26 protein-coding genes are annotated in these 26,338 nt (G+C 59.9%); 12 read left to right on the top strand and 14 right to left on the bottom strand.

The features are described from left to right. The first annotated feature begins 42 nt into the window (after window positions 1-42). Both RV1423_RS13255 and mmsB read left to right on the top strand, forming a co-directional pair. Complete coding sequence (locus RV1423_RS13255) at window positions 43-1,551, top strand: CoA-acylating methylmalonate-semialdehyde dehydrogenase (protein ID WP_034297231.1); 1,509 nt, start codon at window positions 43-45, stop codon at window positions 1,549-1,551. A 39-nt stretch (window positions 1,552-1,590) separates the two neighbouring features. Continuing rightward, on the top strand, window positions 1,591-2,484 hold the full coding sequence (mmsB, locus tag RV1423_RS13250; protein ID WP_034297229.1) for a 3-hydroxyisobutyrate dehydrogenase: 894 nt from the start codon (window positions 1,591-1,593) through the stop codon (window positions 2,482-2,484). Window positions 2,485-2,615: 131 nt separating this feature from the next. On the opposite strand, the gene RV1423_RS13245 is transcribed toward mmsB, so the two are convergent. Next, window positions 2,616-3,203: a bifunctional 2-polyprenyl-6-hydroxyphenol methylase/3-demethylubiquinol 3-O-methyltransferase UbiG gene (locus RV1423_RS13245; protein ID WP_034297227.1), complete on the bottom strand. Its 588-nt coding sequence runs from the start codon at window positions 3,201-3,203 to the stop codon at window positions 2,616-2,618. 89 nt (window positions 3,204-3,292) lie between these two features. Beyond that, the gene (gene denD, locus RV1423_RS13240) at window positions 3,293-4,267 is read right to left on the bottom strand and encodes a D-erythronate dehydrogenase (protein WP_034297225.1); all 975 of its coding nucleotides are present in this window, start codon (window positions 4,265-4,267) and stop codon (window positions 3,293-3,295) included. 100 nt (window positions 4,268-4,367) lie between these two features. Here denD and RV1423_RS13235 point away from each other — a divergent pair, with 100 nt between their 5' ends. Then, window positions 4,368-5,162 carry a FadR/GntR family transcriptional regulator gene (locus tag RV1423_RS13235; protein WP_231502260.1) on the top strand — a complete coding sequence of 265 codons (795 nt, stop codon included), beginning with the start codon at window positions 4,368-4,370 and terminating at the stop codon, window positions 5,160-5,162. Window positions 5,163-5,237: 75 nt separating this feature from the next. On the opposite strand, the gene RV1423_RS13230 is transcribed toward RV1423_RS13235, so the two are convergent. Further along, entirely contained in the window at window positions 5,238-5,813 is a 576-nt protein-coding gene (locus tag RV1423_RS13230; protein ID WP_034297221.1) for an elongation factor P, read from the bottom strand. A gap of 145 nt (window positions 5,814-5,958) precedes the next feature. Then, window positions 5,959-7,137 (bottom strand): elongation factor P maturation arginine rhamnosyltransferase EarP, encoded by a 1,179-nt coding sequence (gene earP, locus RV1423_RS13225; RefSeq protein ID WP_034297219.1) that lies wholly within the window; start codon window positions 7,135-7,137, stop codon window positions 5,959-5,961. A gap of 125 nt (window positions 7,138-7,262) precedes the next feature. On the opposite strand from earP, the gene RV1423_RS13220 reads away from it, so the two are divergent. The 3 genes from RV1423_RS13220 (at window position 7,263) to RV1423_RS13210 (ending at window position 9,397) form a co-directional block, all read left to right on the top strand. Continuing rightward, window positions 7,263-8,225, top strand: coding sequence for a bifunctional helix-turn-helix transcriptional regulator/GNAT family N-acetyltransferase (locus RV1423_RS13220; RefSeq protein WP_034297217.1), 963 nt, complete (start codon window positions 7,263-7,265; stop codon window positions 8,223-8,225). A gap of 111 nt (window positions 8,226-8,336) precedes the next feature. Next, entirely contained in the window at window positions 8,337-8,813 is a 477-nt protein-coding gene (locus RV1423_RS13215; protein WP_034297215.1) for a MarR family winged helix-turn-helix transcriptional regulator, read from the top strand. 158 nt (window positions 8,814-8,971) lie between these two features. Continuing rightward, window positions 8,972-9,397, top strand: a complete 426-nt coding sequence (locus RV1423_RS13210) for an organic hydroperoxide resistance protein (RefSeq protein ID WP_034297213.1) — start codon at window positions 8,972-8,974, stop codon at window positions 9,395-9,397. A 104-nt stretch (window positions 9,398-9,501) separates the two neighbouring features. Here RV1423_RS13210 and RV1423_RS13205 read toward each other — a convergent pair whose 3' ends face one another. The 6 genes from RV1423_RS13205 to RV1423_RS13180 are packed head-to-tail and all read right to left on the bottom strand — an operon-like array spanning window position 9,502 to window position 13,889. Further along, a complete protein-coding gene (locus tag RV1423_RS13205; protein WP_197034936.1) occupies window positions 9,502-10,008 on the bottom strand; it encodes a DUF2867 domain-containing protein in 507 nt (168 codons plus the stop codon). A gap of 10 nt (window positions 10,009-10,018) precedes the next feature. Beyond that, complete coding sequence (gene cydX, locus RV1423_RS13200) at window positions 10,019-10,198, bottom strand: cytochrome bd-I oxidase subunit CydX (RefSeq protein WP_034297211.1); 180 nt, start codon at window positions 10,196-10,198, stop codon at window positions 10,019-10,021. Between the two features lie 26 nt (window positions 10,199-10,224). Then, on the bottom strand, window positions 10,225-11,367 hold the full coding sequence (gene cydB / locus RV1423_RS13195; protein WP_034297209.1) for a cytochrome d ubiquinol oxidase subunit II: 1,143 nt from the start codon (window positions 11,365-11,367) through the stop codon (window positions 10,225-10,227). Between the two features lie 10 nt (window positions 11,368-11,377). Further along, window positions 11,378-12,994 carry a cytochrome ubiquinol oxidase subunit I gene (locus tag RV1423_RS13190; RefSeq protein WP_034297206.1) on the bottom strand — a complete coding sequence of 539 codons (1,617 nt, stop codon included), beginning with the start codon at window positions 12,992-12,994 and terminating at the stop codon, window positions 11,378-11,380. Next, window positions 12,981-13,256, bottom strand: a complete 276-nt coding sequence (gene cydP, locus RV1423_RS13185) for a cytochrome oxidase putative small subunit CydP (protein WP_034297204.1) — start codon at window positions 13,254-13,256, stop codon at window positions 12,981-12,983. Before cydP ends, RV1423_RS13190 begins: the two co-directional genes overlap by 14 nt. A gap of 3 nt (window positions 13,257-13,259) precedes the next feature. Further along, window positions 13,260-13,889: a GbsR/MarR family transcriptional regulator gene (locus RV1423_RS13180; protein WP_034297201.1), complete on the bottom strand. Its 630-nt coding sequence runs from the start codon at window positions 13,887-13,889 to the stop codon at window positions 13,260-13,262. A 242-nt stretch (window positions 13,890-14,131) separates the two neighbouring features. Between RV1423_RS13180 and RV1423_RS13175 the strand changes: the two genes are divergently transcribed. Further along, window positions 14,132-15,802 (top strand): tetratricopeptide repeat protein, encoded by a 1,671-nt coding sequence (locus RV1423_RS13175; RefSeq protein WP_034297197.1) that lies wholly within the window; start codon window positions 14,132-14,134, stop codon window positions 15,800-15,802. Here the strand turns inward: RV1423_RS13175 and RV1423_RS13170 are convergent, their stop codons facing one another. Next, complete coding sequence (locus RV1423_RS13170) at window positions 15,803-17,233, bottom strand: heavy metal sensor histidine kinase (RefSeq protein ID WP_034297195.1); 1,431 nt, start codon at window positions 17,231-17,233, stop codon at window positions 15,803-15,805. A 10-nt stretch (window positions 17,234-17,243) separates the two neighbouring features. Beyond that, window positions 17,244-17,915, bottom strand: coding sequence for a heavy metal response regulator transcription factor (locus RV1423_RS13165; RefSeq protein WP_034297193.1), 672 nt, complete (start codon window positions 17,913-17,915; stop codon window positions 17,244-17,246). 223 nt (window positions 17,916-18,138) lie between these two features. On the opposite strand from RV1423_RS13165, the gene msrP reads away from it, so the two are divergent. The 5 genes from msrP (at window position 18,139) to RV1423_RS13140 (ending at window position 22,646) form a co-directional block, all read left to right on the top strand. Beyond that, complete coding sequence (gene msrP / locus RV1423_RS13160) at window positions 18,139-19,113, top strand: protein-methionine-sulfoxide reductase catalytic subunit MsrP (RefSeq protein ID WP_034297190.1); 975 nt, start codon at window positions 18,139-18,141, stop codon at window positions 19,111-19,113. A gap of 14 nt (window positions 19,114-19,127) precedes the next feature. Next, on the top strand, window positions 19,128-19,802 hold the full coding sequence (locus RV1423_RS13155; protein WP_034297186.1) for a sulfite oxidase heme-binding subunit YedZ: 675 nt from the start codon (window positions 19,128-19,130) through the stop codon (window positions 19,800-19,802). A 2-nt stretch (window positions 19,803-19,804) separates the two neighbouring features. Continuing rightward, a complete protein-coding gene (msrA, locus tag RV1423_RS13150; RefSeq protein WP_034297286.1) occupies window positions 19,805-20,518 on the top strand; it encodes a peptide-methionine (S)-S-oxide reductase MsrA in 714 nt (237 codons plus the stop codon). Between the two features lie 185 nt (window positions 20,519-20,703). Then, the gene (locus tag RV1423_RS13145; protein WP_034297183.1) at window positions 20,704-21,189 is read left to right on the top strand and encodes a DUF305 domain-containing protein; all 486 of its coding nucleotides are present in this window, start codon (window positions 20,704-20,706) and stop codon (window positions 21,187-21,189) included. Between the two features lie 53 nt (window positions 21,190-21,242). Next, window positions 21,243-22,646 (top strand): hypothetical protein, encoded by a 1,404-nt coding sequence (locus tag RV1423_RS13140; RefSeq protein WP_034297180.1) that lies wholly within the window; start codon window positions 21,243-21,245, stop codon window positions 22,644-22,646. Between the two features lie 3 nt (window positions 22,647-22,649). Here the strand turns inward: RV1423_RS13140 and RV1423_RS13135 are convergent, their stop codons facing one another. After that, a complete protein-coding gene (locus RV1423_RS13135; RefSeq protein ID WP_034297176.1) occupies window positions 22,650-25,307 on the bottom strand; it encodes an EAL domain-containing protein in 2,658 nt (885 codons plus the stop codon). A gap of 335 nt (window positions 25,308-25,642) precedes the next feature. Next, window positions 25,643-25,990: a hypothetical protein gene (locus RV1423_RS13130; protein ID WP_197034935.1), complete on the bottom strand. Its 348-nt coding sequence runs from the start codon at window positions 25,988-25,990 to the stop codon at window positions 25,643-25,645. Between the last annotated feature and the right edge of the window lie 348 nt (window positions 25,991-26,338).

Here is a 26,338-nt window from a genome sequence, read left to right as displayed (position 1 = left end):
CCCGACTTCCGGTTTCTTCATCATCACTATGGAAAACGCATCATGAGCCAAGCCAACATTCCCAACGTTCCCCTCTACATCAACGGCGAGCACGTCCAGTCGACTTCGAAAGAATGGCGCGACGTGCTCAATCCGGCCACGCAGGAAGTCGTCGCGCGCGTGCCGTTCGCGACCAAAGAGGAAGTCGACCGCGCCGTCGCCAACGCCAAGGAAGCCTTTAAGACCTGGCGCAACACTTCACTGGCGCAGCGCATGCGCATCATGCTGAAGTTCCAGCAACTGCTGCGCGACAACATCGCGCCGCTGGCCGAACTGATTACGCGCGAACACGGCAAGACCCTGCCGGACGCCGAAGGCGAAGTCATGCGCGGCCTGGAAGTGGTCGAACATGCTTGTTCGATCACCTCGCTGCAACTGGGTGAGCTGGCCGAGAATGTGGCCGGCGGCGTCGACGTCTACACGATTCATCAGCCGATCGGCGTCGGGGCGGGCATCACCGCGTTCAACTTCCCGGTGATGCTGCCGTGCTTCATGTTCCCGATCTCGGTCGCCTGCGGCAACACCTTCGTGCTCAAGCCCTCCGAGCAGGATCCGTCGTCGTCGCTGTTCCTGGTCGAGCTGGCCAACAAGGCCGGCCTGCCGCCGGGCGTGCTCAACGTCGTGCATGGCGGCCCCGACGTGGCCAACATGATCTGCGACCATCCCGATATCAAGGCCGTCTCCTTCATCGGTTCGACTCATGTCGGTACGCACATCTACCGCCGCGCCAGCGAAGCCGGCAAGCGCGCGCAATCGATGATGGGTGCGAAGAACCACTGCATCGTGCTGCCCGACGCGCCGAAGGACCAGGCCATCAACAACCTGCTCGGCGCCGCGTTCGGCGCAGCCGGCCAGCGCTGCATGGCCAACTCGGTGGTGGTGCTGGTCGGCAAGACCAAAGAGTGGATCCCGGAAATCGTCGAGCGTTCCAAGGCCATGAAAATCGGTCCCGGCAGCGATCGCAAGGTGGATGTCGGTCCGCTGGTTTCCAAGGCCGCCAAGCAGCGCGTGGAGCGCCTGATCGGCGTCGGTGTGGAGCAGGGCGCCAAGTTGCTGCTGGATGGCCGCAATTGCAAGGTGGCCGGTTACGAGGACGGCAACTTTGTCGGCCCGACCGTGTTCACCGGCGTCAAGGCTGGCATGGACATCTACGACCAGGAAATCTTCGGACCGGCGATGTGCATCGTCGAAGTCGACACTCTGGACGACGCCATCGCCTTCATCAACGCCAACCCGAACGGCAACGGCACCTCGATCTTCACTTCATCGGGTTGGGCCGCGCGCAAGTTCCAGAATGAAATCGACGTCGGCCAGGTCGGCATCAACGTGCCTATCCCGGTGCCTGTGGCGTATTTCAGCTTTACCGGTTCGCGCGCTTCCAAACTCGGCGACCTCGGCCCCAATGGCAAGCAGGCGGTGCTGTTCTGGACCCAGACCAAGACAGTCACCGCACGCTGGTATGCGCCGGATGAAGAAGCCGGCCAGGTCAACACCACGATTTCGCTGAAGTAAGCTATCAACAGGACTTATGCAAAACAAAAGGAGAACAACATGAGCGCCGACATCGCTTTTATTGGCCTGGGCAACATGGGCTTGCCGATGGCGCAGAATCTCGTCAAGGCGGGATTCTCGGTCAGCGGACACGACCTCGTCAAAACCAGCGTCGACAAGCTGGTCGAGACCGGCGGCGTTACTGAAGCCGACGCCATGGCCGCGGTGGCCAAGGCCAGGATCGTCATCACCATGCTGCCGGCCAGCAAGCACGTCGAATCGATCTATCTCGGCGACAAGGGCATCCTGGCCAACATCAAGCCCGGCACCTTGCTGATCGACTGCTCGACCATTGCGCCGGAAAGCGCGCGCAAGGTCGCGGCGGCGGCGCAGGAGAAGGGCTTCACCATGCTGGATGCGCCGGTCTCCGGCGGCACCGGTGGTGCCACGGCCGGTACGCTGACCTTCATGGTGGGCGGCACCGTCGACGGTTTCGGATTGGCGAAGCCTTATCTGGAAAAGATGGGCAAGGCGATCTATCACGCCGGCGCCAGCGGCAGCGGCCAGACCGTCAAGGTGTGCAACAACATGTTGCTGGGCATCCTGATGATCGGCACGTCCGAAGCGATCCGTCTCGGCATGGCCAACGGCATGGACCCCAAGGTCTTGTCGGAAGTGATGTCCAAGAGCTCCGGCCGCAATTGGGCGCTGGAAGTCTACAACCCCTGTCCCGGCGTGATGGAAGCCGCGCCGGCATCGAAAGGCTATGCCGGCGGTTTCGGCGTCGACCTGATGTTGAAGGATCTCGGCCTGGCGGTGGAGAATGCACTGGCCACAGGCAGCAGCGTGCCGATGGGCGCGCTGGCGCGCAATCTGTACGACATCCACAGCAAGTCGGGGTCGGGCGGGCTGGATTTTTCCAGCGTGTTCAACATGCTGGCGAAAGCGAAGTAACAGGGAGCGATCGTTGGCAGTTGTGTAGTTGTTGCTGCTTTACCAAGGGCCGTGGCGGGGGAAACGACACGGCCTGCAGTCTCCAATTCAGCGCGGATTTATCCGCGTTTTTTTATGGCGTAGCGGATTGCTTATTGTTTTGTCGCGATCAGCCGGTGTATCGTTTTGCCGGACGACATGCTGGCGACTTCTTCATCCAAGAGATAACTTGCGTTATTCAGAGCGTCCTTGACCAAGGAAGCATCGAAGGCGGCATACAGCCGTTCATGCTTGTCGCGCTGATCTGCCTCTTTGGTCACGCGCCAGCTTAGATACAACACACCGCCCGGTTTGACGAGGCTCCACAGTCGTCGTACGGCCGGGACGATCTGCGCTCGCGGAAGATGCATGATCACAGTTTCGCACAAGACATTGTCGAAGCTGGCATCGGCGATGCCGTCCAGCGCAGGCAATGCAGCGAGGTGAAAAGCCTGCTGCGGATAGCGCAGCTTCGCCTGATCCAGTAAGCCTTGCGACGCGTCGTAACCGGTTGCCGCAAAACCCTGCGAAGCCAGCCAGCCGACTTCGCGCCCGCTGCCGCAACCGATATCGGCCACACTGCCGGCGACGAAATGTTGTTGGACGAGCGCATACAGATCTTCCGGCGCGGGCTGGTCGTGCCAGTCCTGCGCAAATGATGCGGCCGCCTTGTCGTAGGCGGCGAGTGTGAGTTGATCCATTTTCGCCTCCGATGAACGTGCACATATTGTACGCCTGAAATAAAAGGCGGCGCCGTTGCCGACGCCGGTTTTCAGGGCGCAACCGGGGATTACTTCTTCACTTCATCTTCGATGTGCCCCTTCACGATGCTCGCGAAATCGCTGTCGGCGGTGAAGCCCAGCGCCTTGGCGCGTTTGGCTTCAAAGCTGCCGGGCCAGGAGTTGACGATGCGCTTGATGGCTTCGTCTTCCTTCCACTCGATCAGTTTGACGACGTCGGCGCCGGCGACTTGCTCCAGCGCGTCGACCATCTGGCGCACGCTGACAGACAGACCGTCGATGCTGAGGAAACGCGCAAGGCCGAGATCGGCGCCGTTGATTTCGTGGCCATGGATCAGGTTGTCGATGGCCTTGCGCGGCGACATCAGCCACATGCGTGTTTCAGGGCTGACCGGGCAGACCGAGGCTTGGCCGTTGAGCGGTTCGCGGATGATGCCGCTGGCGAAGCTTGAGGCCGCCTTGTTCGGCGCGCCGGGGCGTACGGAAATGGTCGGCATGCGCAACGCGCGGCCGTCGATGAAACCCTTGCGGCTGTAATCGTTGATCAGCAATTCGCCCATCGCCTTTTGCGCACCGTAGGAGCTTTGCGGCATCAGCAGGGCATTGTCGGGCACTTGCGCCGGCAACGCGCCGCCGAACACCGCGACCGAACTGGTGAACACCACGCGCGGCCTGGTGCCGAGCGCGCGGGCGCGTTCCAGGATGAGGCGGGTGGCGTCGAAGTTGATCTTCATGCCGAGGTCGAAATCGGCTTCGGCGTGGCCGCTGACGATAGCGGCGAGGTGGAAGATCGATTGCGTATCCTTGCCGATCACGCGCGCGATGACGGCGGCGTCGGCGATGTCGCCCACGACCGGCTCGATGCGGGCATCGTCGAAACCTTGCGCCGCCACGACGTCGAGCAGGGTGATGCGGGTGATGGTTTGCTGCTTGCCGTCGCTGCCGGTCAACTGACCGCGCTTGAGCAATTGACGCGCCAGGCGGCTGCCCAGAAAACCGGCGCCGCCGGTGATAACGATATGCATGTCTTCTCCTGGATTGTTCTGTTCGTACAACGTCATTTCGCAAAGTTGTCATACAACTTTGCGGCCAGTGTAAGAAGAAAGCAGTATCATGTCAATCGACATGAAAAATACTCAGCCATCCTCCACATCTTCCGTATCCGTTGTCGCTGCGAACGGTACGCTGGCCGACCGCGTGACCGGCACGTTGTATGAACAGATCCGTCAAGGCGATTTCGCGCCGGGTGCGCGCATGCCGTCCGAGAATGAGCTGACCGAACGTTTCCAGGTCAGTCGCACCGTGATTCGCGAAGCGATTTCACGGCTCAAATCGGAAGGCCTGGTGGGTTCGCGCCGGGGCAGCGGCACCGTGGTGCTGGCGCCGAACAACGCCACGCCGTTCCGGCTCGACATCGACGTGCGCGATTCCATCCAGGCGGTGTTGCGCGTGATCGAACTGCGCCGCGGCATCGAGGGTGAAATGGCGGCGCTGGCGGCGCAGCGTCGCACCAAGGCGCAGAACCGGCGTATCCGGCAGGCATTGAAGGACATCGACAAGGCCGTGCTGGCCGGACGCGATGGCGTGGCGGAAGACTTTGCTTTCCATGCGGCGATTTCCGAGGCGGCACACAATCCCCTGTACACCTCGTTGTTGCAGTTTCTGAGTCAGTTTCTGCAGGCGGCGATCCGGGTAGCGCGCATCAATGAAGCGCGACGCGAGGATTTCAGCCAGCAGGTGCGCAACGAGCATGCCGGGATTGCGCAGGCAATTGACGACGGCGACGCCGACGCGGCGCGCGCAGCGGCTTTGCGTCATATGGAGAATTCGGCGCAGCGCATCCAGGCTGCCGATACGGCGTTCTGGGCCAGCGAAGGCGGCAAGGCGGCGCGGCGTCTTGCTGAGACGAGGGGGGAGTAGAAGCGTAGGGCGAAAAAAAACGCTGCGAAGATCGCAGCGTTTTTTATTACAACAAGTGAAGCCGGCTGATGCTGATCAATTACGGACGACTTTCTTGTATTCGTTGGTGCGCGTATCGATTTCGATCTGGTCGTCCTGGCTGACGAACAGCGGAACCATCACGACGATCTGATTCGCTTCAATCGCGTTTTCGATCTTGGCTTCCTTCAGGACGTTGCCCGAAGTGTTGCCCTTGACTGCAGGTTCCGAGTACACGACCTGACGCACGATGGTGGTTGGCAGTTCGACCGAGATTGCCTTGCCGTCATAGAAGACCGCTTCGCATTCCATGCCGTCCTTCAGGTAGCCCAGTGCGTCGCCCAGGTTTTCGCCTTCGATTTCGTACTGGTTGTATTCGGCGTCCATGAACACGTACAGCGGATCGGCGAAGTAGGAGTAAGTCACTGCCTTCTTGTCCAGCACGACCACGTCGAACTTGTCGTCGCCGCGGAACACGTTTTCCTGCGGGCTGTTGGTCAGCAGGTTCTTCATCTTCCATTTGTAGGTGAAACCTGTGCGGCTCGAACCGTTGACGTCGGAGCGCAGGACGATCATGGGCTTGCTGTCGACCATAATGATGTTGCCGACGCGAATTTCTTTTGCAAATTTCATAGCGAATATACGTAAAAGGTAGGTTGCGTAAAAATCTTCTGTAGCCCACTGGCAGAAAAACACCGCAAGCCCACGTACGATTAATTGATGATGCGTAAAAAATAGCCCTATATTTTAACCCATTTTTGCGCCGATTCCGCCGCAACTACTTAACTGTTTCCGCAAACTTCAGCAAATTGGAGGCCAAGTCGCCATTTGCCAACAACTTGCGCTGCCAATCCACGGACAGCCTTGCAATCTCGGAAAGATCGGCGGCAAATGCCGGCCACAGCGCGGCCATGCCGGCATCTTCCGCGGCCGCGCCGTTCCAGGTCAGCATCATTGCCTTCACGCTGGCTGTGGCAGCCACGTAGACATGCAAAAATGCTTTCAGCTTGACGTGATGCAAGTTTTCATCCTGCGGATAGATGTGCCAGATGAACGGCTTCCCGGCCCATTGCGCGCGCACGAACGAATCTTCCCCGCGCACAAAATTCAGATCGCAGGCCCACAGCAATTTGTCGTAGTCCGGTTGCGGCACAAACGGCAGCACACGCACCGTCAGGGCGCCACGCGTTGCAGCAGCGCCGGCGATGGCGGCTTGTCCGAGGAAGGCTTCGACGGCATCCTTCGCGACGCTTTCCGGGACCAGGCAGACGACGGGTTTGCCGCCGCTTTGCCAGGCCGCGAACAGATCCGCGACGGGGGCTTGCGGATAGCAGAACAATGAAACCTTGAGCGCGCCCATTTCCGCTGCCGTCACGCCGAGTTGCGCCAGGAACGCGCAGCGTGCGGCGTCGTCCTCCCGGAACGCCTGGCGCTGCCGCTCCAGTCCCGCTTCGTGCGGCAAGCCGCCGGTGCGCGCATTGAAACCCGGGAAGAAAAAGTACTTGGTCAACGGCAATTGCGGATGCGGCGAGGGCAGGGTGTGGCAACCCTCGATCCAGGTTTCCGCCGTCAGGCCTTCCAGGTTCAGCCAAACCGGGCGCGGCGTGCGTTGCGACATCGCCTTGATATAGGCCGGGGGAATATTGCAGCCGAAAAACTCGATCACGATATCGGCAATCTCCGCGACTTCAAACAGGCCATCCTGGTCGCGCCAATGCCTGACCGTGACGCCCTGAACTTGCTGGACCTCGCGATCGAGGATGACTTCCGGGCAGATTCGCTTGAAGCTGCGCAAATCGTCGACCCACAGCGTCACGGCGATGCCGTGTTCGCGCTGCAACTGCCGCGACAGGCGCCAGCAGATGCCGATGTCGCCGTAGTTGTCGACGACTTTGCAGAACAGGGCGAGCGTGGCTGCATGCGGCGTTTGGGAGGAGGGAGAACTTGTCGAGGACATTTCGCTTATTTCGGTGTTTCTGTCTGGCCGAATGATACAGGACAAGGATGGCGTCCTTGCCTCGCAGGGGTTTGCGTGCTGCAGATATGGTTGTAATATGCAACTATTAAGGAAAAAGGAAAATCATGTCGCAGACTGACCATATTCTTGTCGATCGCATCCGTGCCGCCTCACGCCGGATGGTGCGCGAACTCGGGTTCATGCAGGGCACGCTGGCGGCGACGGAGTACCCACCCTCGGCGGTCCACGCGATCCTGGAGATCGGCGCGCGCAAATCCATGAGCGCCGCGCAACTGGCTGAATTCCTCGGCCTGGAAAAATCCAGCGTCAGCCGCATGGTGCGCAAGTTGCTGGAAGCCGGCGAATTGCAGGAAGAAGCCAGCGGCCAGGACGCTCGCGTCAAATGGCTGTCGCTGACGCCGCGAGGCCGGCGTACATTGGCGGCAATTCAGGCATTCGGCCGCCGGCAGGTTGTCGGCGCATTGGCGCAATTGAACGAGGCGCAGCAGCATGCCGCGGCACAAGGACTGGCCGTGTATGCACAGGCGCTGGAGGCGTCCCGTTCAGGCAAGGCTGCGGCCCAGATCAATGACGCCGCCGACGCCGGGGACATCCGGATCGTCGCTGGCTACCAGCCCGGCGCGATCGGGCGGATCGTGCAGATGCACGCTGTTTTTTATGCGCGCGGCGTCGGTTTCGGCAGTTTCTTTGAAAGCAAGGTGGCCGCGGGCCTGGCCGAATTCATTCCTCGCCTTGAACATGAGTGCAATGGGCTGTGGCTCGCCATGCAGGGCGAACGCATCGTCGCTTCGGTTGCCATCGACGGCGAGGATCTCGGAGACAATCGCGCCCATCTGCGCTGGTTTATCGTCGATGACGGATTGCGCGGCGCCGGCGTGGGCAAACGCTTGCTGGATGCCGCGCTCGGCTTTTGCGATGCGCGGAAATTTGCGTCGGTGCAGTTGTGGACTTTTCAGGGACTGGATGCTGCGCGCCGGCTCTATGAGGCACATGGTTTCCGGTTGAAGGAAGAGTGGCCGGGCGACCAATGGGGTAGGGAGATGGTGGAGCAGCGTTTCGAACGTTAACCGGATGGTGCCGGTTTGCTTGCCGGCAAGCATGTTGTATTTTTTTGAGACATGTCGAAGTTTTATTTAAATTGCTTGCAATTTAATTTTTGGCTATGTATTATTCGTTCCATGGCAAACGCAAACACATCGAAGAACGCAGCAGCAATTGATCAGGCCCTGATGCTTGAAAATCAATTGTGCTTCGCCATGTACTCGGCGTCGTTGGCGATGACCAAGATGTACAAGAAGATATTGAAGGGGCTTGACATCACTTATCCGCAATATCTGGTGATGCTGGTCTTGTGGGAAAAGGACGAAGTCACGGTTTCCGATCTGGGCAACAAGTTGTTTCTTGATTCGGGCACGCTGACGCCTTTGCTCAAGCGCATGGAGGCGATGGGTTTGCTGCATCGCGCCCGTGACGTTGAAGACGAGCGCCGCGTGGTCGTCAGGCTGAGCGAAGAAGGACGCGCCCTGCGCAAGCGGGCGGTCGCAGTTCCCGAAAAGCTGATGTGCGCCTTGCCTCCATTGGAACAGGTCGTCAACTTGCGCGAGGAGTTGAAGATGTTGCGCAAGGGCCTGTTGCAAGAAGCGGAAGATTCGTAGTCAAACTAAACGCCGGGGATTCCCGGTAGTTTCAGTCGGTAGTAGCAGTGGGTTTTACTATTTATTATTTATATTGTTAGCAATTTTATTGTTTAAAATTTGTTTTTAATCGATGCCTTCTTGGTATCCCCTCTTTAAATTACTCGAAAGGAATCAAAATGAAAATCGAAAAAGCACTCTACCAAGCCAAGGCAACTGCAACCGGCGGCCGCGAAGGCGTGGCGAAATCGTCCGACGGCATCCTCGACATCAAGCTGACCACCCCCAAGGAATTGGGCGGCGCCGGCGGTGCCGGCACCAACCCTGAGCAACTGTTCGCAGCCGGTTATTCGGCCTGCTTCATCGGTGCGCTGAAGTTCGTCGGCGGCCAGGAAAAGATAGCCGTGCCTGCTGATGCCAGCATCACTGGCACCGTCGGCATCGGCACCATCCCGGGCGGCTTCGGCATCGAAGTGGCGCTGGACATTTCCCTGCCAGGCCTGGATCGCGCCGTCGCGCAATCGCTGATCGAGAAGGCGCATCAAGTCTGCCCATACTCGAACGCGACTCGCGGCAACATCAACGTCACGCTGACGCTGGTATAAGCCGCGGATCAGTCGACGTTAAAAAGCCCCGCCGATAAAAATCCGGCGGGGCTTTTCGTTTTTTGCAATACCGCTGAAAATTTCAATGGCGTCGCAATCGCGTGTCAACGGCGCAAACGATTCAGCATTGCCGGCACGATACGCCGGTGAAACGGCTTGACCACGGCCAGATAAGCGCATCCCAGCCATTGGTTGGTGCGTACGACGGTCGTCACCGTCAATTGCGCCGACAATTCCGCTGTTCCCGGATTGCGCCGCACCCAGATCCGGAAATCCAGATGCTTATCGTCAAAGCCAAGCTGCACTTGCTCATCGCTTTGTTCCACGATCGGGAAGCCGGCCACCGATGACGACACGGACGAAGCGTCGCCATCGATATGCAGGTCGGCCTGTTTTAAACCGAGCAGCGCACCCACGCGGTTGCGTATCGCCAACAGGAGCGATATCCACTCAGGCGCACGGCTGAACATTTGCCGCGTCAGGTCGCCGGCAGACAAGCGACTTTGCTCTTCGGTCAGCGTAATCCGGAAGGTGTCGGCAAAACCGGCTCCGGCCAGCGCTTGCAATAGCGCCGGATCGGTGGCGATAAGCCGTGCAGGGGGAGCGATCACGACAGCAGCCTCACTTGTTCCCGGGACGTTTTCTGGCAAGCTCGGCCTTGGCGCTGGCCGATGCAAAACGTTCCTGGGTTTCATCCTCCTTGCGGCGGCCGAAAGCGTAGTTGGCTTCCAGCCACATGACGTTGATGATGCCAAAAGCAAGCGCCAGTCCGACGCCAAGTATCCAGGCGAAATACCACATGATGTTCTCCTTGATCGTTAGTGGATTTAGTAAGCAGTGTGTTCGTTATCGGAAATGTGCTTGAGCGTGACCTTGCCGCGCACCACACGATAGACCCAGGCCGTGTACACCATGATCAGCGGCAGGAAGAACACCACCAGCCAAAACATGATCGCCAGCGTCTTGTGGCTGGATACCGCATCCCATACCGTCAGGCTGCTGCGGGGATCGAGCGAAGACGGCAGGATGAACGGGAACATCGCCGTCGCCGCCGTCAGGATGATGCCGGCGACGCCGATGCCGCTGCAGATGAACGCCAGGCGCGCCTTGCGCCATGCTCCGAATACGGCCACCAGCAATAGTGCAACGATGGCGACGACGGGGATTGCTCTGGTCTCCGGCCAGCGCGTGTAATTCTCCATCCAGGCGCCGGAAGTGATTTCCACGGTTTTCGCCAGCGGCATGAAGGCGCTGTTGGCGGAGGGCATATTGGTAATGCTGTAGCCGTCGATGCCGTAAGCCACCCAGACGCCACCCAGCACGAACAGGACCAGGCTGGCCAGTGCGGCGAAGATGGCGATCTTGCGCGCCCGCATCGCCACGGCGGCATCGGTCTTGACCATCACGAAGGTGGCGCCGTGGGTCAGCAGCATCGCCACGCTCAGCACGCCGGCCAGCAGACCGAACGGATTGAGCAGCGCGAAGAAGCTGCCGGTGTATTCCACGCGCATGGTGTCGTCGTAGTGGAAAGGCACGCCCAGCAGCAGGTTGCCGAAAGCCACGCCGCAGATCAGCGGCGGCACGATGCCGCCGGCAAACAGGCCCCAGTCCCAGGCATTGCGCCAGCGCGGATCGGCCATCTTGCTGCGGTAGTCGAAGCCGACCGGGCGGAAGAACAGCGAAAACAGCAGCACCATCAGCGCGATGTAAAAGCCCGAGAACGCAGTCGCGTACACCAGCGGCCAGGCCGCGAAGGTGGCGCCGCCGGCGGTGATGAACCAGGTCTGGTTGCCCTCCCAGGTGGGACCGATGGAGTTGATCAGCACGCGGCGCTCGGCGTCGGTCTTGCCGACGAAGGGCAGCATCATGCCGACGCCGAAGTCGAAGCCGTCGGTCAGCGCGAAGCCGATGATCAGCACGCCGACGAAGGCCCACCAGATAACTTTCAGGGTTTCGTAATCGAAGATCATGATGGTTTCCTCAGTGTGTCGGTTTTGGCAGCGGCTCGCGCTTGTCGGCTGGCGGTGGGCTGCCGGGCTTCTTGTCCAGAACTTCCCAATGGTACTTGCCGGTGTGCAGGCTGCTTGGACCGAGTTTTGCGTACTTGACCATCAGGATCATTTCCACCACCAGCAGGAAGGTGTAGAACAGGATGAATCCGGCCAGGCTGAAATACAGGCTCGACGGTTGCAGCGTCGATGCCGACAGATGGGTGGGCAGGATGCCCGCAATAGTCCACGGCTGGCGGCCGTACTCGGCGACGATCCAGCCCAGCTCGGCGGCGATCCACGGCAGCGGAATGCTGAACACCGCCAGGCGCAACAGCCAGCGTTGCGGCGCCAGTTGCTTGCGCACCAGGAAGTAGAACGAAGCCAGGAAAATGAACAGGAACAGCAGGCCCAGCGCCACCATGCCGCGGAACGACCAGAACAGCGGCGCCACGTTCGGGATGGTGTCGTCGACCGCCTTCGCGATTTGTTCCGGCGTGGCGTCGACGACGTTCGGCGTGTATTTCTTCAGCAGCAGGCCATATCCGAGGTCATGCTTGAGCTTGTCGAACGCGGCGCGCGCTTCGGCCGACTTGTCGCCGGACTTCAGCCGCGTCAGTGCGGCATAGGCCAGCATGCCGTTGCGGATGCGCGCTTCGTGTTCCTTCTTCAGGTCCTTGATGCCGATCACCGGCGTATCAACCGAGCGCGTCGCGATCAGCCCCAGCACATAGGGAATCTTGAACGCGTAGTCGGTGCGTTCGCCCTTGTTGTCGGGGAGTCCGAATACCGTGATGCCGGCCGGCGCCGGATGGGTTTCCCATTCGGCTTCGATGGCGGCCAGTTTGACCTTGTTGACTTCGCCGGCGGTGTAGCCGGACTCGTCGCCGAGCACGATCACGGACAAGGTGGCGGCCAGGCCGAAACCGGCGGCGACGGCGAACGAACGCAGCGCAAATGCGGTATCGCGCGCCTTGAGCAGGTAATACGCCGACACGCCCAGCACGAACATCGAGGCGGTCACGTAACCCGCCGCCACGGTATGGACGAACTTCACCTGCGCCACCGGATTGAAGATCACGTCGGTCATGCTGACCAGTTCCATGCGCATGGTTTCAAAATTGAATTCCGCGCCGACCGGATTGTTCATCCAGCCGTTGGCGATCAGGATCCACAGCGCCGACAGGCTGGAGCCGAACGCCACCAGGAAGGTCACCAGCAAATGCTGTACGCGCGAGAGGCGATCCCAGCCGAAGAAGAACAGGCCGACGAAGGTCGATTCGAGGAAGAACGCCGCCATGCCTTCGATGGCCAGCGGCGCGCCGAAGATGTCGCCGACGTAGTGCGAGTAATACGACCAGTTGGTGCCGAACTGGAATTCGAGTGTGATGCCGGTGGCCACGCCCATGGCGAAATTGATGCCGAACAGTTTGCCCCAGAAGCGCGTCATGTCCTTGTAGATGGGACTGCCGGTCATGACGTAGACGGATTCCATGATGACCAGAATCCAGGACAGGCCGAGCGTGAGGGGAACGAACAGAAAGTGATACAACGCCGTCACGGCGAACTGCAGCCGCGACAGACTGACGACCTCGTCAATGGGAAGCATGTGAGACCTCGGTGGTGGAAGGGAAGACGGATGAAGAAGCAGGCGCCGATGCAGGCGATGCCAGCAGATGCTGCTCCACCTGTTCGGTGGGCATGCGCATCTTTTTAGCTTGCGGTTCGGAGAAGAAGGCTTTGGCCAGCACCGTCAGGATCGCGATCTTGACCAGCAGGATCAGTGCGATCTCGACGCCGAGCGGCAATTGCGTGAGACGGGGAAGACGTGTCAGACGGTGGGTACGTGTTAACCGTGAAGGCTTGGGCATTCTTCACTCCTTAGCGGGAGATTCGGAAAACGCTTCAGTCGCAGTATCCTTGCCGGCTTTGTTCTTGTCCGCAGCCTTGTCGCTACTAAAGCGGAATTTGTCTTTGACGTCTAGTAATTTCTTGATTTTCGACCCCATCTTCATCAGCGAGGACAGGGTCTCCGGCGACAGGCGCTGCACGTCGTCGAACCACGAGCTGGACAGTTCGATCAGATCATACATCTCGCGCATGCGTTGCTGGGCATGTTTGTCGTCGGGATTGGCCGGGGTTTCCAGCAAGGCATCGCGCAACATCGACAGCGTCGGCTCGATCTCGCGGCGACGGCGTTCTTCCAGCAAAGCCTTGAAAATATCCCAGATGTCCTTGGGCGGTTCGAAATATTCGCGGCGATCGCCCGGCTGGTGCAGCAGCTTGACCAGCCGCCAGGATTGCAGCTCTTTCAGGCCCATGCTGACGTTTGAGCGCGAAAAGCTAAGATATTCGGCGATCTCGTCGGCATTGAGCGGTTTTGCCTGAACATACAGCAAGGCATAAATCTGGCCCACGGTGCGATTGATGCCCCAGCGGCTACCCATTTCGCCGAAATGGAGGATGAAACGCTGCATCAGGGGACTCAGGGTATGGGGTTCCATGGCGAATTCCGGTGGATTTGGCATTGTCTGATATTTTGAATTTTCAGTAATTACTGAAATATACGATATTTCAGTAAGCAAAACAATCGCTGCGTTGCCGCATCACCACGTAGCAGCGTCCTCGAAATGCCGGATGTTGCACGTTATCAGGGGGAGGCAAATTGCCGCTCATGCGGCGCAAGGAACTGACGGAAGAGGCCGGCCGTGCTCAACGCATCGGCCACGCGTGTTAACATCCGCGCATGAATAATAATGACGCTCTTGCCCAGGCCTATTTGTTTTTCCAGCATGGTGAGCTGGAAGCGGCCCATACCATTTTGCAGCCGCTGTCGCAGCAACGCAGCGCCGATTTCAACTTGCTGCATCTGGCCGGCGGCGTATGCGCCGGACTGGGCCGGCATATTGAAGCCATCGATCTGTATCGCCGTGCGCTGAGACTGTCGCCTGGCGATCCGGCGGTCAATTACAAGCTGGGGCGAATACTTTACGAGACCGGCCGTCGCCAGGAGGCGCTCGGCGTTTATCTGGAACTGATCGCTGCGGGTGTCGAGCATGCCGATATTTATCTGGCGGCAGCGGTGCTGTTGCGGGAATTCGGACGCCGGGAAGAGGCCGTGCAAACCCTGGAACACGCTTTGCGCCTGGCGCCGCAGAATCCCGATATCTGGCATTTACACGCTGTGGTGCTGGCGGGACTTCAACGTCCGGAGGATGCATTGGATAGCCTGCAGCAAGCGATCGCACTGGCGCCGGAGCGGCCGCATTACCATCTCGATATTGCGTTTGTGTTGCACGGTTTGCATCGCGACGAAGAGGCGCTTGCCTGCGCCGACAAGGCGGTGCAACTGGAGCCGCGTTTCGCCGATGCCTGGATAAGCCGCGCCGCCAGCCTGAGTCGCTTGTGCCGTTACGAAGAATCCATCGCGAGCAATGAAAAAGCCCTCGGCTTGCAGCCCGGCGACGCCGACGCCGGCGTCAATCTGGCGTTGAACAACATGACCCTCGGCCGGCTCGGCGAGGCATGGCCGATTTACGAAGCGCGCTGGCAAGGCGAACTCGTCGACCCGGAGCGTCATCGCCAGATTCCGCGCTGGACGGGCGCAGAATCGCTTGACGGGAAATTCATCCTGCTCTGGTCGGAGCAAGGCTTGGGCGACACCATACAGTTTTGCCGCTACGCCTTGCTGGCGGCTGCGTCGGGGGCACAGGTCGTGCTGGAGGCGCCGGACAACCTGAAGCGCCTGCTGCAGACGCTGAGCGCGGACGGCAGCATTGCGGTCAGAGCGATCGGCGAAAACTTGCCGGAGGTGGACTTGCAGTCGCCGCTGATGAGCCTCCCACTGGCGTTCGGCACGCGCATGGACACGATTCCGGCAAGTTCACCATATCTCTATGCCGATCCGGAAAAGCGCGAGTACTGGCGGCAGGCGCTGGGAACAACGCCGCGCATGCGCATCGGCATCGTCAGCTCAGGCAATGCGCGCAACCAGAAAGACTTGCCGCGCTCGATACCGTTGGAATTGTTCGCGCCCCTGTTCGGTATTGCCGGCATCGAGTTCTTCCTGCTGCAACCCGAAGTGCGCCAGCACGATCACGTGTTCCTGCAATCCATGCCGGCAGTGCGCTGGCCCGGCAAGGAACTGCGCGAATTCGACGACACCGCCGCCCTGATCGCCAATCTCGACCTGGTTATCAGCGTCGACACCGCCGTCGCGCATCTGGCCGGCGCGATGGACGTTCCGGTATGGATACTGTTGCCGCAGGCGGCAGACTGGCGCTGGTTCCTGGAACGCGACGACAGCCCGTGGTATCCGTCAGCGCGTTTGTTCAGGCAGGAAGAAAGAGGCGACTGGGCCGGCGTTATCGCGCGCGCGCAAACGGCGCTCATCAGCCGGCTGGCGCAATGCGACTGATCAGGACGTTTGACGCGCCGGTTTGGCCTGCTCGGGAAACGCCAGGCTGAAACTGATCTCCCCTGTCGCTGTGCATGCCACCGTCACGATGCCGCCATGCACAGTCATGATGGCCTTGACGATGGCCAGGCCGAGGCCGTTGGATTCGGTGTATTCGCTGCGCGATTTGTCGCCGCGGTAGAAGCGGTCGAACATGCGTTCCATCTGTTGCCGCGTCATCGGCGCGCCGCGATTGTCGACGCTGATCGCGACGCCTGCGGCAACGGGCCGGGCGCTGATCCCGATCGCCGTGCCGGCGTCGCCGTAGCGCACCGCATTGACCACCAGGTTGCTGACGGCGCGGCGCCACATGATGAGATTGGCGCGACAGACAAGATCCGGGCCGGCATCGACTTCGAAATGCATGTCGCGCTCCGCCGCCACGCCTTCGAAATAATCGGCGATCTTTTGCAATTCTTCCGCCAGCGCGATCGGCGTGCGGTCGACCGTGAGTTCGGCGTGATCGGTCTGTGCCAGGAACAGGATGTTTTCAATGATGCGCGACAGGCGCGTCAATTCTTCCAGGTTCGATTCCAGCAACTGTTCATATTCTTCCGCATTGCGGCGTTGACCCAGCGTCACCTGCGTCTGTCCCATCAGGATGTTGACCGGCGTCCTGATCTCGTGGGCCAGGTCGGCGGAAAACTGCGACAGGTGTTCGTAGCCGTTTTCGAGGCGGTCGAGCATGGCGTTGAGCGCGCCGGCGAGCTGACGCAATTCGGCGGGAGCGTCTTCTTCGCGTAGTCGCGTGCTGAGGTTGGCCGGCGTGATCTCGGCGGCGCGTTTGCTCATCCGGGTCAGCGGCATCAGGTCGCGCCTGAGCACGATAAAGCCCAGCACGGCGGTCAGCAGCACCGTCAGCGCGACGGCGGCGACGACGCGCCAGAGATAGAGCGTCATCATGCGCGACTCCTGCGTCATGACATAGGCGGCGACGATTTCGACGGTATCGTTGTGGTTGCCGACTTCGGCCAGCGCGGCCACCCAGCGCACGCGCACGCCGTCGGCGCGCATGCCGTCGTGCAGCGACGCGATCGACAGCGGCACGCCGATGGCGACCGGCGTCATCGGCGGCGGCGTCAGGTTGTCCGGGTTCATGTTGATGAATGGCGCCTCGCCCTGGCGGCGGAAGATGCGCACGTCCTGCTCGTTGCCGAGCATGCTTTCGAACAGGGCAGGGCGCTGTTCCATCTGCTCGACGTTGTAGAGGTCGTGCAGCAGGTTGCGGAAGTGTTCGACGCGGCCGATCAGCGTATAGTCGGCGCGCACTTCCAGCGATTGTCGGGCGGAGTTGTACAGGTACATGCCGAGGCCGGTGACGACCAGGCAGGCGATCAGCGCGAACAACGCGCTGACGCGGAACGCCAGCGTCCAGGAGCGCCACGGCCTCATCGGATTTCTTTCATGGGGTTTCCGAAAACATGTAGCCGATGCTGCGCACGGTGTGGATCAGCTTCTTTTCAAATGGCGCATCGATCTTGGCGCGCAGGCGTTTGACGGCGACGTCGACGACATTGGTGTCGCTGTCGAAATTCATGTCCCATACCTGCGATGCAATTACCGAGCGCGACAAGGCTTCGCCCTGGCGCTTGATCAGCAGGTGCAGCAGCAGGAACTCCTTGTTGGTCAGGACGATGTTGACGCCTTGCCGCGTGACCTTGTGGCGCACGTGGTCCAGTTGCAGGTCGGCGACCTGGTACACCTCGGCGTCGCGCGTGACGCCGCGCCGCAGCAGGGTGCGGATGCGCAGCACCAGTTCGGTGAAGGAAAACGGTTTGACCAGGTAATCGTCGGCGCCCAGTTGCAGGCCGCGGATGCGGTCGTCGACATGGTCGCGCGCGGTCAGGAAAATCACCGGCAGGTCGCGCTTGGCGCGCAGCGCGCTCATGACTTGCCAGCCGTCGGTGCCGGGCAGCATGACGTCCAGCACGACCAGATCGTAGCTCTGTTCCATCGCCATGTGCAGGCCGTCGGTGCCGTTGCGCGCAAGATCGACCGTATAGCCGGACTCGCGCAAGCCCTTTTTGAGGTAGTCGCCGGTTTTGGGGTCGTCTTCGATGACAAGGATGGCCATGCTGGATTCCGCTTCGGATTACACTGTAGATGTGGCAGCATTCTAACAATTCGCGACCGGACGCTCGATGACAAATTTGTCATCAAATTGCCATCTTGATGACACTGCCTTTGTCATAGGATGATGGAGCGATAAAAGCCTTGCCGCCCGGATCTGCTGCTGTCGCGAGATTGCATGTCGGGCGGCAACAGGCCCGACCCATCCATTATTTCAGGAAAACGCCATGCTGATCAAAATCCGCCCCGACCAGATCGATATTCCTCTCGCCTCGGAGATTACGCCGCAGGAAATCTACGCCTCGCGCCGCGCCTTCATCGGCAAGGTCGCGCTCGGCGCGATTGCGGGCAGCGGCCTGCTTGGCGCAGGCAGCGCGTTTGCGCAGTCGGCCACGGCGAAGAAACTGCCGGCCAAGCTCAATAACGCCTATGCGGTCATGGACAAGCCGACCTCCTACCAGGACGCCACGACCTACAACAACTACTACGAATTCGGCACCGACAAGGCCGACCCGGCGCGCACCGCCGGCACGCTCAGGACCACGCCCTGGACCATCAGCATCGAAGGCGAAGTGAAGAAACCCATCACGCTGGACCTGGATACCTTGATGAAGCTGGCGCCGCTGGAAGAACGCATCTACCGCCTGCGCTGCGTCGAGGGCTGGTCGATGGTGATTCCCTGGATCGGCTATTCGCTGTCGGCGCTGATCAAAAAGTCCGAGCCGACCGGCAACGCCAAATACATCGAATTCGTCACGCTGGCCGACAGGAAGCAGATGCCCGGCCTGTCCGATCCTATCCTGCAGTGGCCGTACACCGAAGGTCTGCGCATGGACGAAGCGAACCATCCGCTGACCTTGCTGACCATGGGCATGTACGGCGAGGTGCTGCCGAACCAGAACGGCGCGCCGGTGCGCGTGATCGTGCCGTGGAAGTACGGTTTCAAGTCGGCCAAGTCGATCGTCAGGATCCGCTTCGTCAAGGACCAGCCGAAAACGGCATGGAACATGTATGCGGCGCAGGAGTATGGCTTCTATTCCAACGTCAATCCGAACGTCGATCATCCGCGCTGGTCGCAGGCCACCGAGCGCCGCATCGGCGAAGACGGCTTCTTCGCCCGCAAGCGCAAGACGCTGATGTTCAACGGCTATAACGATGTCGCCGGCCTGTACACCGGCATGGACCTGAAGAAGTATTTCTGAAAACGGGAGGCGCAATGAGGTCCTTGAAGAATCTGTCGACGCGGCAAGTCTGGCACCTGCGCAATCTGCTGTTCGTGCTGGCTTTGCTGCCGCTGGTCCGGCTGGTGGCGTTCGGCTTTCTGGACAAACTCGGCGCCAATCCGATCGAGTTCGTCACGCGCAGCACCGGCGACTGGGCCTTGTACTTTCTTTGCATCACGCTGGTTGTGACGCCGTTGCGTCGCCTGACCGGTTGGAACTGGCTGGTGCGTTTGCGCCGCCTGTCCGGTTTGTATGCCTTTTTTTACGTGTTCCTGCATTTCACGATTTTCTTCTGGCTCGATCATTTTTTCGATGTGCAGGAGATGTGGAAGGATGTGGTCAAGCGACCGTTCATCACGGTCGGCATGCTGGCTTTCGTGTTGCTGATTCCGCTGGCGGCCACCAGCACCAATGCCATGGTGCGCCGTCTGGGCGGCAAGCGTTGGCAATGGCTGCACCGGTTGACGTACGTGATCGTACCCTTGGGCGTGTTGCATTTCTGGTGGGTGAAAGCCGGCAAGAATCTGCTGGCGCAACCGATATTGTTCACGGGAATTGTCGGCGTATTGCTGCTGACGCGCCTGCTGTCGCAAAAAAACCGGCAGCGCGCGGCGCAACTGTTTGCGCGTCATGCCGATGGGAATTTGATGAAAGAAGGGCAGCAATGAAGATGGGATTGAAAAAATACGGCATGCCGCTGTTGTTGAGTGTGGCGGCCTGGACGGCGCACGTCGCGCCGTCGCTGGCGGCGGAGTCCGCCTTCACGATTCCCGCGCCCAGGAGCGCGCCCGCAGCAATGAGGGCAACGGCGGCGGCAACGAGTGAAACCGCAATCCTGGCCGGCGGTTGTTTCTGGGGCGTGCAGGCGGTATTCCAGCATACGTCGGGGGTGACCGGCGCGGTGTCCGGCTATGCCGGCGGCAGCAAGGACAATGCGCACTACGAGATGGTCGGCACCGGTTCGACCGGACACGCCGAATCGGTCAAGATCACTTTCGACCCGCGCAAGATCTCATACGGCAAGATCCTGCAGATTTATTTTTCGGTAGTGCACGATCCGACCCAGCTCAATCGCCAGGGACCGGACAGCGGCACGCAATACAGGTCGGCGATCTTTTACCAGAGCGATGAGCAGAAGCGGATCGCCGCCGACTACATCGCGCAGCTCGATGCCGCGAAAGTCTATCCCGCGCGCATCGTCACGCAACTGACGCCGTTGCCGGCCACGGCGTTTTATGCTGCGGAAGATTATCATCAGGACTTCGCCACGCTGCATCCGACGCAGGGCTATATCGCGCGTTTCGATTTGCCCAAACTGGAAAATTTCAAGCGACTCTTCCCGGCCGATTATCGCGCCGCGCCCGTCACCGTCTTCCGCTATTGATTTGTCCCCTTGCTTCCGTCCGCGCGATGGAAGCATGACAAATTTGTCACCGCTTTGTCATCCGTTTAACCCGGCTCGCCTCCTAGACTGATCGTGTGCCTGGCCTTTCAGGAAAACTGAATCGGCCAGGAACATCTTTCCGCTCCATTCATAAAAGAGACAAGGAGGTTGGCATGCAGCGAACAATGCAAGTCACGAATAAGATCGTGCGCGGACACCGGCATGTCGCCGGCGCCGCCATGATCGCAAGTGCGGTCGTCATGGCCGCGATTTTTCTGTGCAGCAGCGGCGATGCTCTCGCGCAGGAGATGCATCATCATCACGAAGCAACCGGCAACAGCATGGCGATGTCCGCGTCCGCCTCGGCTCCGGTATTCATCGCCAGCACCGCCAAGCCGTTTGCAGGGCTGATGGACGACGCTATGGCGGTGATGGACTACGGCATGGCGCATGCGCCGATGAGCGGCAAGGCCGAGCATGATTTCGTCACGATGATGATGCCGCATCATCAGGGCGCGGTAGACATGGCCAAGGCGGTGCTGCTGTATTCCGACGATCCGGAAATCCGCAATCTGGCGCTGGGCATTATTACCGAGCAGCAAACCGAAATCCGCGTCATGCAAGCGTGGCTGCGGCGTCATGGCGACATGGACGACACGGGCAACAAGTAGTCGACAAGACATTGCATTTCCATTCTCATTCCATCTTCAGGGACATCACCGATATGAAAAAAACTCCTCTGGCGCTCGCCGCCGTCGCCGCCTTGTTTGCACATGCCGCCTGGGCTTTGCCGTCGGCGGACGATCGCGTCTATACCGCCGATCAGAACAGCAATACCGTCACCGTCATCAATCCTGCCACCAATACACTGGTCGGCCAGATCCGCCTGGGCAATCCGCGTCCGGATGTGCTGTCGCCGCTGTACAAGGGGCAGATCAACGTGCACGGCATGGGTTTTTCGCCGGATCACAAGACGCTGCTGGTCGTTTCCAACGGTTCCAATTCCGTGACCTTCATCGACACCGCGACCAACCAGGTCAAGGGCATCACCTATGTCGGGCGTTCGCCGCATGAAGGATTCTTCAGCGCCGACGGCAAGGAAGTCTGGGTCGTGGTGCGCGGCGAGGATTACATTTCGGTGATCGATCCGGTCAGCTTCAAGGAAACCCGTCGCATCCAGACCGGCGTCGGTCCGGGAATGGTGCAGTTCATGCCGGACGGCAAGCTGGCTTTTGCGGTGTCCAGTTTTACGCCGCAGGTCGATGTCATCGACGTCAAGTCGCATCAGATCGTCAAGAAAATCGACGTGGTCAGCCCGTTCTCGCCGTTCCTGCAATTCACGCCGGATTACAAGGAAATGTGGATGACGCATAAGGATGTCGGCAAGGTCACGCGCATCGACACGAGGACGCTGGAAGTGACCGGCGTCATCGACACCGGCTTCATCACCAACCATCTTTCCTTCGCCAAAGTGGGCGGCAAGGTGTTGGCTTACGTGACAATCGGCGGCGAGAATGTCGTCAAGGTCTACACCACCGACAAGGAAGCCAAATTGGTGGCGACCATTCCAACCGGTGCGCTCCCGCATGGCATCTGGACTTCGGACGACAGCAGTCGTGTTTACGTCGGCCTGGAGAACGGCGATGGCGTCGAGGTCATCGATCCCGCCAAGAACCAGGTGATAGCGCACATCGGCGGCGGCCAGGCGCCGCAGGCGTTGGTGTACCTGTCGCATGTGGCGGGCGCCGATGGCGGCACCGGCAACCTGGTGCCGCGCGTCAACAGCGATCCGCTGAATATTCGCTTGCAGGCAACGTCGGCGGGACCGGGCGACGCGCGCGGTTTTGTGGTGTCGCGCAATCTCGGCGTCATCGATGCGCTGGAAGTGTCGCTATTCAAGCTCAAGCCGCAGACCACGTATAGCGTGTACCTGGATGGACAGGCGGCACCGGTGGCGCGTTTCCTGACCGACGCCAAGGGCGTGGCCAATGGCACGGCAATAGGACCGCTGCGGGAACTGGCGGCGCCGGGCGCAACGCAGGCGCCAGCGGCATCCAGCCGTATCATCGTCATGGAAGGCAATGCTGTCGCCGATGTTGCCAGGGCGGTGCTGGTCGAGGCGCGTTGAGCCTCAGGCGAGCGTGACCGGAGAGGCCGGGAACAGGTAGCGCCGTCGCATCAGATGCGGGATGTCGGTGGCCGGGACGGGGGGCGAAATGTAGTAGCCTTGCACCTCGTCGCAGCATAACGCCTGCAGCAGGTGCAATTGCGCTTCCGTCTCCACGCCTTCGGCGACGACGGTCATGCGCAAGGCGTGGGCCATCGATACGATGGCGTTGAAAAAGACTTCGCCTTCCGCGCGCACGCCAAGTTCGGCGGTGAAGGCCTTGTCCACTTTGAGTACATCCATATCCAGGCGCTGCAGTTGCGACAGCGAGGAGTAGCCGGTGCCGAAATCGTCCACCAGCAGTTTGATGCCGAGTTCCTGGAAGAACGCCAGTTCTTCGGCGATTTCCAGTGTATCGGCCATCATGCACGATTCGGTCAGCTCGATTTCCATCTGCGCCGGATCGATGCCGTAGTCTCGCAGCGCCGTCGCGATGATGGTATTGAGGTTGCCTTGGTTGAGCTGGCGCGAAGAGACGTTGACCGACATCGGCAGGGCGGGCAAGCCGGCGGTTTTCCATTGCGCCAGTTGCGCGCAGGCCTTGCGGATGATCTGTTCGCCCAGCTTCAGGATCAGGCCGGTTTCTTCCGCCACGGGAATGAATTCCAGCGGCGACACCATGCCGCGTACCGGATGTTGCCAGCGCACGAGCGCTTCCATGCTGCAGAATTCGCCGCTCATGGTGTTCACGCGCGGCTGGAAATGCAGTATGAATTCGTCGCGTTCGATCGCCAGCCGCAGCGCGGTTTCGTTTTCGATCTTGACTTGCAGGCGTTCGGACAATTGCGGCTGATAGAAGCGGAAGCGTTTCTTGCCATCCGATTTCGCTGCATGCATGGCGATGTCGGCGTGCTTGAGCAAGGCGTCCACACTTTCTCCGTCGCGCGGAAACATGCTGATGCCGATCGACAGGCTGACCTGCAGGATGTTCTGGTCGGCCAGCATGAGCGGCTTGGAAAACGCCTGCAGGATGCGTTCAGCGAGCTGCGCAGCATCGTCGCTGCTGCTCGTTTGCTGGATGACGGTGAAGGAATCGCCGCCGAAGCGCACCGTCTCGTGCGGCGCCGCAACCAGTTCGCGCAGGCGTTGCGTCACCGCTTGCAGGAGCAGGTCTCCGCTAGAGTGCCCCAGCGTGTCGTTGACGTTCTTGAAATCGTCGAGGTCGAGAAACAGTACGGCAAAACTGCGGCCTTCGCCGGCCGCCTCGTGCAGCATCTTGTTCAGGTACGGGATGACCCAGTGGCGGTTATGCAGGCCGGTCAGTTCGTCGGTATCGAGCTGTTCCAGCAAGATCGCCTCATGCGCCCTGGTCTCGCTGACGTCGCGCACGGTGATGGCCAGGCCGAAGCGCGTGCGCACCATGCGCCGGTGCAGCCACAATGCGCCCAGCGGACTTTCCGGCGGCGTCCGGTATTCATCTTTGTATTCGCCGTTTTCCATCGCGGTGCGGAAAGTCTGCATCAGCCTTGCGAAGTATTCCTGCGAATAAAAGCGCGACATATGGCGGCCGATGAAATTGGCCTTGTCGGCGCCGAAGATGGCGGCTCCGCGCTCGTTGCAATCAAGCACCTGGAAATCGACGACTTCGCCGTCCTTGTTGCGCAGGGCGAGCCACATATAGAAACCGTCGTTGCCGCCTTCGGTGGCAATGCCGTATGCCTCACGGGCTTTTTCGGTTTCATGCCTGCGAATGGCCAGGCGCGTTGAGAACAGCATGCCGGCAAGGGCGCAAATCGTCAGGAAAACTGAGCATGCCGTGGCGATGAACTTGTAGTCGGCCGCTCTTTCACGAAACGATGCGTAAATGTCTCTGGTCGACATGCCAACCACTGCGAATAATGGATAGTCGCGTACCGCATGCCATGAAACGATGCGTTCTTTACCGTCGCTGAAGGAGGCGCCGGACGCAACCGCGGTGCCGCCCGTGCCGGTCAGCACCGGCAATGACCGGAAGATGGTTTGCTGTGTCTGGGTGACGTCCATCGTGCGCACCAGCAGCGGCAATCCATCCTGCTTGAAGAGCGACATGAAATCGTTTCTGCCTATCGTCGAATCGTCCTGCGCCGGCGCCAGGAATGCCGGTTCCACCGCGACCATGACGACGCCGTCGAAACTGCCGTCGGCGCTGTCGAGGCGGCGCGAGAAACGCATCAGCGTTTTTTGCGAACGTATTCCCATGGCTGGATTGCTGATCAGCAGACCGCCGTGCGGGTGGTTCTTGTGCGCGATGAAATAGTCGCGGCCGGATATGTTGGCAACGTTCTTCAATGGCAATGAACTGGTTTTCAGGTTGCCGTCGCGATCGGAGATGGTGACGTAGAGCAGCGCCGAGGCGGGATAGAGGCCTTGCCGCTGCTGGTCTTCCACGCTCAGGCGGCCCTTGGTGTCGGTCCAGTAATACTTGAGATGCAGGGTGATCTGGTCAATCTGGCTGACGGCGCGCGCGAGTTGTTCAGCATATGACTTCGATTGCGCGCTTGCCTCCCGTAATGCGGCCTTGCCGATTTCCGTTTCCCGTTCCCCGAGTCGCGAGAGCAGCAGCGACCACATGATGACGGCAAGAACGAGGCAGCCAAGGGGCCAGGCAAGGATGCTGAGGACGTTGGGTAAGCGCTTCTTCACTGTCGTTTTTTGGAAGTGTGTCTCTTGATCGAGTGCTTGCACGTATTGTGATCGGTCTTGGCGGTTCTTTTTCAGGCCTCTTTTCTTTTTATGGAAATGTATCCCGTTTCATCGCAGCGCAGCGATTTTTGATGAACGATTATATAGAACTCATTTCATGAGTAGGCCTGAGATGAGTTCCAGAACGTTCCCGTGATTTATATGCTTCCCGGCGGGCCGATGAGATACTTTTTTCGTCCGTGCGTGAAATGGATTGATGGACGTATTGTCCGTATCGTGGGCGAAGGGCATGCCGGGAGCGGCACGCTGGAAGAGGATGAGGATATTGTGCCGCGTCAGCAGAAGCAGGGTTTTCTCTTGTGGTTCCAGATACGCACGCCGAGTGCGCACCAGATCAGGAAAATCATCATATTGGCCGGCAGCCAGACCAGTTGCAGCCAGATGTAGTAGCGCATCCATTCGTTCCAGTGGACCGCATGCTGGGCATCGCGGATGCCTAGCCAGGGCATGGAGCTGAAAGAGATATATCGCGTCCAGCCGAGCACGACTACGATCGGTATCAGTACAAAGCTCCAGAAAAACCAGGTACGGTATACGCGCCCCTGGCAAGCGCCGGTATCGTGCGTCGCGCCGTCACTGAGATAATCGTGACGATTGTTCAGGCTGACCGCGTTATTTGCCACATCGTTCTGCATAGTGCCCCCGCATTTGCAAACTGACTTGATTGAATTTGTTCGGTTTCTTATTTCGTCTTTTCAGCGCTATAGCGTGGGATGGCATCATTCCGACAAGCGCGGCAGGGGAACGAGGCGAAGCCGAAGACGATGCAGAACGGGCAGGGAAATGAAAAGCCGGACGCGCGGCGACTGCTTCCGCATGCCGGCTGGCGGATAATTCTCTGGCTGACCGGAAGCAGCCAAATTTGGACAGGGCATTTACGGTTCTCGCTGAGGTTGTACTTGTCCGCGGTTAATGATCCTGGACACGTTGTTATGCAATAGGAAAAACAAGACGATACGTTTCGTCTCTGA

The sequence above is a fragment of the Herbaspirillum sp. RV1423 genome (assembly GCF_000577615.1).
Classification (GTDB): domain Bacteria; phylum Pseudomonadota; class Gammaproteobacteria; order Burkholderiales; family Burkholderiaceae_D; genus Herbaspirillum.
This window is presented reverse-complemented; position numbering and strand designations above follow the sequence as displayed.